The organism is Gracilibacillus oryzae, from assembly GCF_009498735.1.
GTDB lineage: Bacteria > Bacillota > Bacilli > Bacillales > Amphibacillaceae > Gracilibacillus > Gracilibacillus oryzae.
On sequence record NZ_ML762426.1, the window covers coordinates 151137 to 163019 of the forward strand.

The 11883-nt window shown below is 37.1% G+C and carries 14 protein-coding genes; 13 read left to right on the forward strand and 1 reads right to left on the reverse strand.

Features of this window, described 5'->3' with window-relative positions:
* Positions 1 to 142: 142 nt before the first annotated feature.
* The 4 genes from F9U64_RS06035 (at position 143) to F9U64_RS06050 (ending at position 4262) form a co-directional block, all read left to right on the forward strand.
* On the forward strand, positions 143 to 1117 hold the full coding sequence (locus F9U64_RS06035; RefSeq protein WP_153402110.1) for a YncE family protein: 975 nt from the start codon (positions 143 to 145) through the stop codon (positions 1115 to 1117).
* Positions 1110 to 1784, forward strand: a complete 675-nt coding sequence (locus tag F9U64_RS06040; RefSeq protein ID WP_153402111.1) for a response regulator transcription factor — start codon at positions 1110 to 1112, stop codon at positions 1782 to 1784. Before F9U64_RS06035 ends, F9U64_RS06040 begins: the two co-directional genes overlap by 8 nt.
* Entirely contained in the window at positions 1754 to 3184 is a 1431-nt protein-coding gene (locus F9U64_RS06045; protein WP_153402112.1) for a sensor histidine kinase, read from the forward strand. Before F9U64_RS06040 ends, F9U64_RS06045 begins: the two co-directional genes overlap by 31 nt.
* A 127-nt stretch (positions 3185 to 3311) precedes the next feature.
* Entirely contained in the window at positions 3312 to 4262 is a 951-nt protein-coding gene (locus F9U64_RS06050; protein WP_153402113.1) for a sodium:calcium antiporter, read from the forward strand.
* 48 nt (positions 4263 to 4310) lie between these two features.
* Here F9U64_RS06050 and F9U64_RS06055 read toward each other — a convergent pair whose 3' ends face one another.
* A complete protein-coding gene (locus tag F9U64_RS06055; protein ID WP_266095241.1) occupies positions 4311 to 4586 on the reverse strand; it encodes an AAA family ATPase in 276 nt (91 codons plus the stop codon).
* A 489-nt stretch (positions 4587 to 5075) separates the two neighbouring features.
* Between F9U64_RS06055 and F9U64_RS06060 the strand changes: the two genes are divergently transcribed.
* The 9 genes from F9U64_RS06060 to F9U64_RS06100 form a co-directional block, all read left to right on the forward strand.
* The gene (locus F9U64_RS06060) at positions 5076 to 6647 is read left to right on the forward strand and encodes a tetratricopeptide repeat protein (protein WP_153402115.1); all 1572 of its coding nucleotides are present in this window, start codon (positions 5076 to 5078) and stop codon (positions 6645 to 6647) included.
* 165 nt (positions 6648 to 6812) lie between these two features.
* Entirely contained in the window at positions 6813 to 7064 is a 252-nt protein-coding gene (locus tag F9U64_RS06065; RefSeq protein WP_153402116.1) for an HPr family phosphocarrier protein, read from the forward strand.
* Positions 7065 to 7264: 200 nt separating this feature from the next.
* Positions 7265 to 8035 carry a PAS domain S-box protein gene (locus F9U64_RS06070; protein ID WP_153402117.1) on the forward strand — a complete coding sequence of 257 codons (771 nt, stop codon included), beginning with the start codon at positions 7265 to 7267 and terminating at the stop codon, positions 8033 to 8035.
* Positions 8036 to 8177: 142 nt separating this feature from the next.
* Complete coding sequence (locus tag F9U64_RS06075) at positions 8178 to 8480, forward strand: DUF3817 domain-containing protein (RefSeq protein ID WP_153402118.1); 303 nt, start codon at positions 8178 to 8180, stop codon at positions 8478 to 8480.
* 416 nt (positions 8481 to 8896) lie between these two features.
* Positions 8897 to 9175 (forward strand): hypothetical protein, encoded by a 279-nt coding sequence (locus tag F9U64_RS06080; RefSeq protein WP_153402119.1) that lies wholly within the window; start codon positions 8897 to 8899, stop codon positions 9173 to 9175.
* Between the two features lie 29 nt (positions 9176 to 9204).
* Positions 9205 to 9993 (forward strand): hypothetical protein, encoded by a 789-nt coding sequence (locus F9U64_RS06085; protein ID WP_153402120.1) that lies wholly within the window; start codon positions 9205 to 9207, stop codon positions 9991 to 9993.
* Positions 9965 to 10666 carry a PepSY domain-containing protein gene (locus F9U64_RS06090; RefSeq protein ID WP_153402121.1) on the forward strand — a complete coding sequence of 234 codons (702 nt, stop codon included), beginning with the start codon at positions 9965 to 9967 and terminating at the stop codon, positions 10664 to 10666. Before F9U64_RS06085 ends, F9U64_RS06090 begins: the two co-directional genes overlap by 29 nt.
* A gap of 54 nt (positions 10667 to 10720) precedes the next feature.
* A complete protein-coding gene (locus F9U64_RS06095; protein WP_153402122.1) occupies positions 10721 to 11131 on the forward strand; it encodes a VOC family protein in 411 nt (136 codons plus the stop codon).
* A 109-nt stretch (positions 11132 to 11240) separates the two neighbouring features.
* Positions 11241 to 11883, forward strand: a 643-nt coding sequence (locus F9U64_RS06100; RefSeq protein ID WP_228275600.1) for a helix-turn-helix domain-containing protein, incomplete at its 3' end; no start/stop codon positions are given.

An 11883-nucleotide genomic window follows, 5' to 3' on the forward strand; every position in this document is an offset into this window, starting at 1 on the left:
GTTTTTTTATGAAAAGATAATTCACACTGATTTCACATTTTTGTTGTATAATCATAGCGGATACTAGTACAAGTCTACTATCCTGTTACACTTATTGGGAATGGGACAAAGTTATTCCACAGTGTGCCGAAAAGGAGGACAAATGAAAAACTATTGCTTTATACTAGTAATGCTTGCTGTATTCTTAACAGGATGTGGTAACCAAAAGATATTACTGCCAGATCATGTGGATGAGACAGTTATGATTTCGCATTTAAAAAAACCGCTATTATCGTTTGTTCATTTAGACAGCTATGAGATTGATTCGAGTGAACTGGAGTACCGGATTACCGCTATGGAAAAGATAAACCATAACCATGTTATTCTTTCTGGTGAAGAGCAAGAGGCAGTCCAGAAACTTAATATGGAGGACGGGTCTGTCACAGAACTGTTTGAAACTGGTAAAGGGGTCAATGGATTATTGTTTCAGTCGGAAAATAATCGACTTTATTATTCAAATGGCCAGGAGGATAAGGTTGGGGTGGTCTCACTCGATAACGGGGAATTAGAAGCAGAGATCTCAGTAGGGAAGTTGCCAATAGCAATGGCAATTGATCCTGTCAGTCAATTATTGTATGTGGTCAACTCGGAGAGTTCAAGCATCTCAGCAGTGGATTTGGAGTCCCATGAAGAAATCAACACCTTCTCCATTATCAATCGGCCGAATGGTTTATTCTTTGATGGAAAATACCTTTGGGTTGGCGGCCATGGCGATTATGGCACACTGAATGAATATGTATACATATATGATCCGGTTACGGGGAAAGAGGTAGATCGAATCAAGGTTGGTTTAATGCCTGTTGTCCTCTATCATCATCCCAATGATTCCAATGTTCATGTAATCTGTCATGGATCTAGCACCGTCTACAGTATTAACATAGAAAATAGAACGATAACCAATAAAGTAGAAGTTGATGCAAATCCATATGCTGTCACGGGTGATAAGCAAAATCTTTATGTGACCAGTATGGACGGCAATTCGCTTTCCATTATAAACAAATCTACTTTTCAAATAGAGAAGAAAGTTTCATTAGCAGATGGACCATATCAAATGATCTTAGGTGAAGAAAATGAATAAGTATAAGATTTTAATTGCAGATGATGAAGAGCAAATGTTAACACTGTTAAGCTCTTATTTAGAGAGTTTAGGATATCATATCGTGACTGCTGCTAATGGTGTGGAAGCTTTGGCGCTGTGGCGTGAACAATCATTTGATCTGGTTGTTTTAGATATTATGATGCCAGAGCTTGATGGCTTTTCCGTATGCCGGCATATCCGGGAAGTGTCTAATATTCCGATTATCATGTTAACAGCAAAAGGAGAAGAGTTGGATCGTGTCCATGGACTGAAAATTGGTGCCGATGACTATATTGTTAAGCCATTTAGTACAAAAGAGCTGGCAGCACGCATTGAGGCATTACTCAGAAGATCGATCAGCTTTAATCAGAATCAGAATATGTTCTCATTAGGTAAATTAATGATAGACTTTACAGGCCATCGAGTGACAGTAAGAGGACTAGTAATTAATTTAACAAGAAAAGAATTTAGTCTCTTGCAATTTCTTATTAAGCACAAAGGACAAGTTTTTACAAGAGAACAATTATTGGATCAAATATGGGGATTAGAGAATAATGCTACATTAAGAACAGTGGATACTCACGTAAAAACACTGCGACTAAAGCTGGATGAGGCTAGTGGATATATTAAAACAGTATGGGGAGTTGGCTACAAATTCGAGGACTGATAGATTGGAATAAATTTGGCTTAGGGCAAAAAATCTGGTCAACCATCATTGTGATTGCACTATTTACAATAGTGATTGGGACAGGCCTGACTTACTATTTATATGAGAAATTTTATGTAGAGAAGCAAAAAGATGCCTTACAAATGCAAGGGGAGGAATTATTGTCCTTTTATTATTCTGCAAGCCAGGAAGATGAATTTTTGCAAAGAATCGAATGGACTGATCAAACGTCGGATAGCAATATTATTTACACAAATGACCCGATGATGCTGAGTGCAGGAATTCCGCTTGAAGGATTCGCTGATACTAGTTTAATAACATTTGAAGAACGGCAACAGCTGTTAGAAGGCAAGCAGATTACATTCATTCGCAGGCACCCCAGATTTGATCAGGACATCCTAGCTGTTACCTTGCCAATTATTCAAAATCAGCAGCTAGATGGGGCAATCTTCCTCTATCTTCCGCTCACTGCTATCTATGAGCCATTTCACTCGATTCGATTAATTTTAATTGGTCTCATCATCCTGTTGCTGATTGTGATTATTTGGATCGGCTTTAAAATGACCAATCATCTGATTCACCCATTAACAGCGATGGAAAAGGTATCCTACCAGATGGCGAATGGTGACTTTACAAAGCGTATTAATGTGACAAAAACAGATGAAATCGGTAATCTTGCCAATTCATTTAATGTTCTCGCAGCATCACTCGAAGAAGTGGATCAAAAGCGTAGGGAATTTCTGCAAAATGTGTCCCATGAACTAAGAACCCCTCTAAGCTATATTCAAGGCTACACAGAGGTTCTGCAGGAAGCCAACATAGAGGGAGAAGTTCGTGAGCAGCATTTGGCTGTCATCCATCAGGAAGTCAGGAGATTAATTCGGTTAGTCAATGATTTACTTGATCTGGCTCAACTGGAAGATGATTCTTATCCTATGAAAAATGAGCCATTTCCGTTTGCGCAGCTTATTCTTGAAGTTGCCGAACGGTTTGAATTGTTTGCCGGTAAGAAAAATATCCGAATGGTTACAGAAGTAGATCACGAAACTATCATCAGCGGTGATCCGGACCGTTTAGAACAAGTGATTGGCAATTTGTTAGATAATGCGATCCGCTATACACCTGCTGGAGAGCAAGTGAAAATTGAATTAACACAAAAGGAAAGTTTTGCTGAGCTGATGATTCAAGACTTTGGACCAGGAATACCAGAAGAAGACTTGCCAAAAGTAGTCGAACGCTTCTACCGCGTCAATCAGGCCAGAACAAGAAAAGAAGGCGGTACGGGAATCGGTCTGTCAATTGTTTATCAGATTGTGAAAAAGCATGGTGGAGAATTAGCAATTTTCTCTACTCTTGGAGAAGGAACGAAGGTTCATGTAACCATTCCTTTGCTCCCCTAGAAAAACGGTTTCAACAGGCTTGAAAATAGGTATTATTATTCCTGCAGTCCCGAGCGTGTTCATTTCAATTGACAAGCAACTAATCTTATTGATAGTTTTATGTTAATAGATTCTCAGGAGGACTTTCATGACAATTCTTATCTTTCTTATTACTGCTGTTATTGTAATTGCTGCTGCTATTCAGTTAAATAAATATGGCGATGTGATCAATCAAAAGTCTTCATTAAGCGGGGCGTTGATAGGTACACTCCTGATTGGCGGTGCAACAAGTTTACCAGAATTAACGACGAGTTTAACGGCTGTTTACATTGATAACCCTGATATTGCTGTAGGTAATATGCTTGGCAGTAATGTGTTTAATATTATGATATTAATGGTCTTTGATTTTATTTACCGAAAGAAAAAAGTATTCAATACAGTAGATAATCGCACGCATTTGCCAGTAGCAAACACCGGATTTTTTATGTCGGCCATATTAGCAGTATTTATTTTTTGGGATAGTTCCCCCAGTTTCTTTCAAATTGGAATAGAAATGTACTTACTGCTTATTATTTATATTGTGGTTATGAAAAGATTGGATAGTGAGGATGAAGAAGTGGAACAAACTTCTAATCTTACATTAAAGCAGGGAACGATCGGTTTTATTATTGCAGCACTTGTGGTATTTGGGGCAGGGAGTGTTTTAACGATTGCAGGTGATGCGATCGCCCAGCAGACTGGGATGAACTCGAGCTTTGTTGGGAGCTTTCTTATTGCAGCATCGACTTCTTTGCCTGAATTAGTGACAGTGCTTGCTGCCTTTCGTTTGGCAAAATACTCGATCGCAATTGGCTCCATCTTAGGAAGTAATCTATTTAACATTCAACTGCTTGTTATTACAGATATCTTTTATCAAAAAGGGCCAATCTTAAATATTGCGAGTATGTCGAATATTACCACAGCGCTGCTCGGTATTGGAATGACTGCGATCATCATCTATACGTTACAGCGTCCATCTGTGAAACGACTGGTAATCTATGCATTGCCATCAACTGTAACGATTATTCTATATTTTGTTGCTTCATATATGATGTTCTAATGAACGGGAGAGCGGCTTAATTCATGCCGTTCTCCCGTTTTAACTCCGCTACATATTGCGATGAAGCTGTAACAGCTTGAGGGTTGTTTCCTCTCCAATCCCGCTGAATTCTTCTACTACTTTTCCTTCTTGCATAAAATAAATTATATCCCCTAAATCAGCAGCAACGTCCATCATGTGTGTGGAAAAAATAACGGTAGTACCCTTCGTTTGTACTCCTTTTACAATACGGACAAATTCATTAATCCAATAAGGATCCAATCCATTGGTTGGTTCATCCATTAGTAATAAATCAGGAGCACCTAGGAGCGCTTGCCCGAACAAAAGACGCTGCCTCATTCCTTTGGAAAGATTTTTTATCATTTCGTTTTTTTTTTCTCGAACAACCCAATCTGTTCTAAGATAGTTTTTACTTGTTCTTTCGAGATTTTCTTGGTTAGTAAAACAACTTAATCATAAACAAGAAATGTGAAATATGAATGAAGTTTCTTTGAATTATTCTTGATTTAGCGCAGTGCCGGTGTCTGTAAGACCTTCCCATGTATCTTCTAACAAATTGTTCGACATCTATTACTTTACTTAACCATTATTGGACAAAACTCTTTCATTCTATACATTCAGTATGGAATAAATTTCAATTTACTAAGGAGTTTCGCTTACTTTAAGAGCTGCTTGGACTTAGGAATATTCTCACAATCTCTAAATCTTGCACAATACTTTTTCACTATTCTTTTTTACAAATAGAGATAAATATTTACATTTTTACCAAGCGTATAATATAATGATGAATGTTTACTGGAGGTGGCTTTATAAATGGAAAATGAGTCAAATCAATCCTGGTTTTCTTTTTTAACACAACCTAAGAACAGTTTTGAGGTGTGGCGGGAGAAACGATTAACTGGATTGCAATTATTATTCTTATCAATCGGTCTGGGTGGAACGAACATTTTAAACAGGTTTTATGCGGTGGAAATGGGGGAACATTTCTCAACTGTTACGCTGATTATCCTGGCAATAATTCTCGGACCGCTTGCAGGCTTTATCGGCATTAAAGTTGGTGCTTTTTTTGCAGAGAAAATCGGCCGTCTTTTTAAAGGAAAAGCTACGTATCGGCAAATGGAGAATGTTGTAGGCTGGTCTGTATTGCCGTATATCTTGATGATACCACTATGGATTGTAGAAATTATTCTATTTCCCGATATTTTTACAGCCGAATTATTCAATTCGATGACAGAGCAGGAAGCATTTTTATTTAATCTGCTTTTATTTTTTGAAATGATTGCCTACGGCTGGAGTATGCTTATATTTGTTATCGGCTTTGTCAAATATCATGAATTTAAGAAAATGAAACCATTTGTTTATATCCTTCATGCCTTTGTATTTTTTCTATTGATCTTCAGCTGGGGAGCTGGCAGTTTGCAAATTACTGACACTATTCAGCAAAATCAGGCAATTGAAACGGATGATTATGAATCGATCCTTACTAATGCGGAGGCAGAATTAGAAGACGAACCAACAGATCTGAGAGCATTAAATAATAAAGCATATGCATTAATCAATGAAGGAAAATTTGAAGAAGGTCTGGAAGCAGTAGAAGAAGTACTAGCAATTGAACCGGAAAATGATGTTGCCTTAAATAATAAGGGTTGGGCTCTCAATATGATGGAACGCAATAAGGAAGCATTAGAAGCAATCCAGAAAGCTCTGGAAATAGAACCAAATGATGCTTATGAATATGTTAATCTAGGAAACATTTATTATGGTTTGCAAGAATACGAGCAAGGAATTGAAGCCTTTCATATGGCCATTGATTATGGTATTACGGTGGATACTGCCAGTGCTTATTACGGGCTTGGATTAATTTACTATGATTTATCTGAATACAATAAATCCATTCAGAATATGGAAACTTACTTAACTTATATGCCTGATGATATTGATGCTTTTTGGGCCTTAGCTAACAACTATGATCTTCTTGGAAATCAGCCAAAAGCAATTGAAATGGTTGATGAAATACTTGGACGTGACCCACATAATGTTCCTGTACATACTTATAAGGCAGATCTCCATTTGTATTATGACCAGATACAGGAAGCGGAAACAATGTATCAGGAAATCATCACAAGTTATCCGGAGTACCCGGATGGATACTATGGAATGGCAGCAATTGCAGCATATAATCAGAATTTAACAGAGGCAGTTGCTAATTTGGAAATGGTATTACAATATGATTCCTATTATTTCGAAAATGCTTTACATGATCCATTCTTTGATAGCATTCGCCATACAGCTGAGTTTCAAGCATTAGAAGCGAGTTATTATGAGAATGATGGAATATATGATGGTAACGGAGAGTTTGAGGATGAGACGATCCATTATGATTGATGAGAAAATGTCCGGGCAAAGGCTGCGGGCATTTTTGCATTAATCAAGGAAAGGATATATTTGATATAGCTGATGGTCCTTAAAAGAATAATAAGTTTCTTCATTTTGCTTCTTTTAACTTTAGTATCTTTCGGGTAAAATAAGAAATAAAAGGAGTCAGCTATCATGTATGTAAAAGATCTGAAGGTAACCAGATATTTAGGCTCAAAGGACATTGCTGCACTGACAAATTTGGCGCGGAATTATGAAAGCGATATCAAACTTCAGTGCAGACACTACAAAATTGATGTGAAAAGCATCTTAGGTTTACTTGCACTTAGCCTTGATAAAGGAACAGAGATTACGATTATAACCAAAGGTGATGATGATAAAGAAGCATTGCAGGCAATTTGTGAATTTCTCCAAACCGATGCTTGAGTGTTAGGTAAAAGAATGAGTCGATTTCTGTCATGGAAATCGGCTTTTTTAAATCAAACTACTCATTAAATATACCTAAATAATTTACATATTATTGCAGTTGTTAATAAGAAGGTTACTTACTTTTATCAATGTATTGAGAGATTCTCATGTTGATTTATGTTAGACTGGAGATGAATTAACAAAAGGAGGGGACTAAAGTGAGTGAAAATATTTCAGAAGTAGATTATCGAGAAGTGATTGAATATTCACTGGATCCACTCATTATCCACACAAACAACAGAATTATTTACATAAATCAGGCAGCTGAAACGTTTTTTCGGACAAACAAAGAAGATGTTATGGATAAAAGTCCATTGGATATTTTCCAGGATAGTTCCAAATCTGCTATCAGCAACAGAATTCAGGCAGCATATGACCGTCCGGCAGAAATCATTGAAGAAAGAATATTCAGATGGGACGGTACAGAGGTTGATGTAGAATTATATTGTCATCCCGTATTGTTGGGAGACACCAAAGCGATCCAAACATATGTAAAAGACATATCGGATAATAAGCAGTATGAAAAAAGACAGCAAGATATGCAGAAAGCAATTAATGAATTATCTGCTACGATTGTACCAGTATTAGATGAAATAGGGATACTTCCATTAACAGGAAAAATAGATCAGGACCAGGCTGCCCAAATATTAGAGGTAATTCCCAATAAGGTGCAGGCTCAGAGCATCAGTTATCTTATCATTGATTTCTCCGGTGTCTATACATTAGATAATGTGGTAATTGACAACCTTTTCAGAATTTACAATGTGTTATCACTTCTTGGTGTTCAACCTATTATTACAGGTCTAAGGCCAGATTTAGCTGTGGAAGCAACCAGCTTAAATATGGATCTGTCCTCATTCGAGACAATGGCCACAGTAAAAGAGGCACTTTCTTCCTTCGGTTTAACAGCAAATCTTGACTCTGCATGATGAAAAGTATAAATTTAGAATGTAGATTAGTAATGGCTGTATAAAACAGTCGCTAGGCAGCTTGATCAGTGGGGCTCAAAATTCCCCACTGATCAATATCTTACTCTATGCACACTATAAAAATACATAGGAAGTGATCTTTATGTTCGGCACAGCAATTGGTCAGTTCAGATTTGTAGGTTTTATTGAAGGTTTGTCTTTAATCATCTTATTATTTATTGCAATGCCACTTAAATATTGGGCAGGTTTCTCAGAAGCTGTTACAATTGCAGGCACTCTTCACGGTATGTTGTTTATTATCTATTTAGCTATGATCACTTATGTAACCTTTAAGATTAGGTGGTCTTTTCTATGGGTAACCTCAGCAGTTGCTGTTGCGTTCATTCCTTTCGGCAATCTTCTACTTGATACAAGACTGCGCAAGGCACAGTTTAAGCGGGCATAACAGGGGGAGGAAAGGGCAGAGCTTCTGTCTTTTTCTTTGCTTTCATATGTTTAGAAAAAACAGGAGTGAAAAAATGTACATTCTGTTTTTACTGTTTTTACCTTTTAGCACAGTGCTAAGCATCCTGATAAGTTTCGCCACTGATCAAAGTCTCCCTTTATATTTTCATCTTTTTAATCTATCTCTTCATCATAGATCTTTTACATATTTCTTACGGTTCTGTCACTATTTTAGTTATCATCCGGCCTCTGTAATTATTGATGGGTTTTGTTCTGACATTATGGAAAGAACCACATCATACTCTATCTCGACTGAATAAAACACTATTGATTATCATTACAGTAATTGGGCTGGCTTTCCCAATATACAGTACGATTATGATGAATATCAGGATTTAATAATGGGAGTGTGAGAAGATGAGTATGACTTTTCTTATTTTATTTTGTATTGTGATTATCTTTTTGCTTTGGTTTTTTTTCTATCGATTTGGATTCCATCAATCTAACAAACTTATAAAATATATCCTGTCTATTATTTCTGGTTCGGGTATTGTCTTAGTGTACTTGAAAATGAGCTTTTTTTCGCAAGGATATCAGCAGATCTTTGATATGATTATTATTATTTTACTGACAGCAGTCTTTGGGATTTCTTTGCTTTTTGCGATTTCTATTGATCTTTTATTAAGAAAGAAATAGTACATAAAATATAAGAGGAAGTGAATATTATGACAAATTTAGTGAAGAAATTAAAACCTTTTATTAACCGTGATTTCTCTATTGAAATATTGGAGGATGAGTTTTTCCTCCATATAATCGATAGAGAAACAGAGGAGATGTATGGAACGGTATTAATAGATGAAAATGGACAATTGGAAAGTATTGATATAGAAGGTTATAGTGATGAAGAAATAGAATTAGAAAGCTTGGAGACACCAGTCCATACAGAGGAAATGATGAGGCTTTCTCAATTATTTGTTGATACGTTTGTCCAAAAAGAAGTTCACTTCAGCATGTTAAATGAGTTCACGGAAAACAGTTTTATGATTACATATGAAGAACGAGATCCGAAGCTGGATGTTTTGATTCCTCATACAGGATGTACGCTTCATTTTACAAGAGAGGGAAAGCTGACATCTGCTTCAGTTGGACAAACAGATTTCACACTTGAATATCCAGAAATAGAAATTTCCAAGGAAGAAGCGAAAGAACGGTTAAGAAGTACAGGTTATCTACAGATTGCTATTGACTTACCTGATCAAGAGGAAGAAGGTTACGGAAAAGCGGAACTTATTTATCGGGCAAATGATGAGTATATTGGTGTAAATGTGGATGGTACAGTGGATTCCTTGTATGAATTTATGGAGACAGAGGAATTGGGTGTTAAGAAGATACCTGCTGCTAATCCATCTGAAACCATGGAACAAATGTTGCAAGTGAACGATCATTTAGTGAAGAAGACCGGTGAGGATCATTCTCTGATATGGGTTGATCCGACAATGCCGGTGGACGAATGATCAAACTGGTCATTTCAGCTATTCCAATCTACCATTTGAAGAAGACAGGTATGATTCACCGTTGCCTGTAGATCAATTGAAAAAGAGAGCCATTGAATATCTGGAATTGGTTGTTGGAAATGTTCATGAAAAATATGTGATTGAAGACTTAGATGATGCTGATCCAAATGCAGATCAAGTCCTGGAGGAACTGGAAGACTTAGTTGACGAATTAATTGATGAGTTGGAAGAAGAAGAGCATGAGATGGCGGAAGACTATCCGGAAGAAGACTGGGATGATGATATGCCTGAACCAGAGCCGACGATCATGTTTACTTTTTACCGTGAACATAAAGGGCTCCGCCTGGAAAGTTATGAGGCTCATGTTCATGTAGGAGAATTTACAGGGATTATTCGTGAATGTTCGGTAACACATTTAACCAAGGAACAATTCCAGAGTCTGGAGAATTTAAACACCACTCCAACGTTATCATTGAAAGAAGCTGAGGAGCGATTCTTTGAAGAAGTGGAGATGAAACTGGGCCGTGCAGTTAAATCTCTTGCAGAACCGGAAACCTATACACTCACTTATCTTGTTGATTTTCCTGAAACAGGCGGACATATGCAGAAAATTAATGCCCATACTGGAGAAGTCACATATATAGACACTGGAATCTTAAAAGAAAGTGAATAGAAAGAGGCTGAGCTGAACCCATTTGTCAAATTCATAAGAAGAAGAGGTGCTTTCATGAAAAGCAAGTTATGCAGAGTTGGGACAACATATATTCCTGTAGTCGATGTTAATCGGTCTGCTGATTGGTATGTAAATAAAATAGGTGCAGAGCTAGGCTATAAAGATGAAGATAAAGCAATTGTAAATTTTGCTAATCAAAGCTTCTTTCTTGTTAAATCAAATGGGCAGCAAACGTCCAATTTTGTTGATATAAATGGGGAAGAATGGTTTTCCGTCACATTTGAAGTAGATGGACAGGATGCTTTAATAGCATTACACAGGGAATTTGCTGAAGCGGAGATTAAAGTTGGGGAAATAGAAAACAGAGGGCATGCCGGAAGAAACTTTATTTTCTATGATCCTAATGGCAATCAATTCGATGTGTGGAGTGAACTTAGCTCAGATTTTAAAAACAGGATGAAATGAACATTTAAGCCACTCCTTGTTCTGCCTTCTCCTGTCTTAAGAGAGCATAAAATGACAGGAAAGTAAGATTGGGTAAAGGTATGATTAATTGGAAGGGGAGGTTTTGCTGTTGGATGGGCTTAAACGAATGAATGATGCGCTTCGGTATATTGAGGACCATTTGGACAAGAAACTGGAAATTGATAGACTGGCCGAAATTGCTTTTCTATCGAAATTTCATTTTCAGCGGTTGTTTCATATGGTCACAGGGGTAACGGTGGCAGAATATATCCGGAGAAGAAGGTTGACCCTGGCTGCCCAGGAACTTATTTCTACAGATATCAAAATAATCGACATTGCCTTCAAGTACGGATATGATACGCCTGAATCGTTCTCCAGAGCTTTTCGTACTATTCATGGTATCAGTCCGTCCCAAGCACGCGAGGTGAAGAAAAACATAAAAGCATATCCAAAGCTTTCCTTTCAAATCCAATTAAAAGGAGAAGAAGATATGAATTACAAAATTGTAAAAAAAGAAGGTTTCAAGGTAACAGGAAAGTCGATAAGAACATCAACAAAAAATGGAGAAAATTTTAAAAGGATACCGCAATTCTGGGACGAATCCTATCAAAATGGAACAATGGATAAACTAATGAATCATGCCGGTGAACTAGGTGTTCTGGGAATTTGTATGGAATTTAGTTCTGAAATGGGCGAGTTAACCTATGTGATCGGAATTGAAAAACCAGAAACAGAGACAATGCTGGAATTGG

What these genes read in the sequence shown, in the direction of transcription:
- F9U64_RS06035 (WP_153402110.1), top strand. Translation starts at nt 143, where the DNA reads ATGAAAAACTATTGCTTTATACTAGTAATGCTTGCTGTATTCTTAACA.
- F9U64_RS06040 (WP_153402111.1), top strand. Translation starts at nt 1,110, where the DNA reads ATGAATAAGTATAAGATTTTAATTGCAGATGATGAAGAGCAAATGTTA.
- F9U64_RS06045 (WP_153402112.1), top strand. Translation starts at nt 1,754, where the DNA reads ATGGGGAGTTGGCTACAAATTCGAGGACTGATAGATTGGAATAAATTT.
- F9U64_RS06050 (WP_153402113.1), top strand. Translation starts at nt 3,312, where the DNA reads ATGACAATTCTTATCTTTCTTATTACTGCTGTTATTGTAATTGCTGCT.
- F9U64_RS06060 (WP_153402115.1), top strand. Translation starts at nt 5,076, where the DNA reads ATGGAAAATGAGTCAAATCAATCCTGGTTTTCTTTTTTAACACAACCT.
- F9U64_RS06065 (WP_153402116.1), top strand. Translation starts at nt 6,813, where the DNA reads ATGTATGTAAAAGATCTGAAGGTAACCAGATATTTAGGCTCAAAGGAC.
- F9U64_RS06075 (WP_153402118.1), top strand. Translation starts at nt 8,178, where the DNA reads ATGTTCGGCACAGCAATTGGTCAGTTCAGATTTGTAGGTTTTATTGAA.
- F9U64_RS06080 (WP_153402119.1), top strand. Translation starts at nt 8,897, where the DNA reads ATGAGTATGACTTTTCTTATTTTATTTTGTATTGTGATTATCTTTTTG.
- F9U64_RS06085 (WP_153402120.1), top strand. Translation starts at nt 9,205, where the DNA reads ATGACAAATTTAGTGAAGAAATTAAAACCTTTTATTAACCGTGATTTC.
- F9U64_RS06095 (WP_153402122.1), top strand. Translation starts at nt 10,721, where the DNA reads ATGAAAAGCAAGTTATGCAGAGTTGGGACAACATATATTCCTGTAGTC.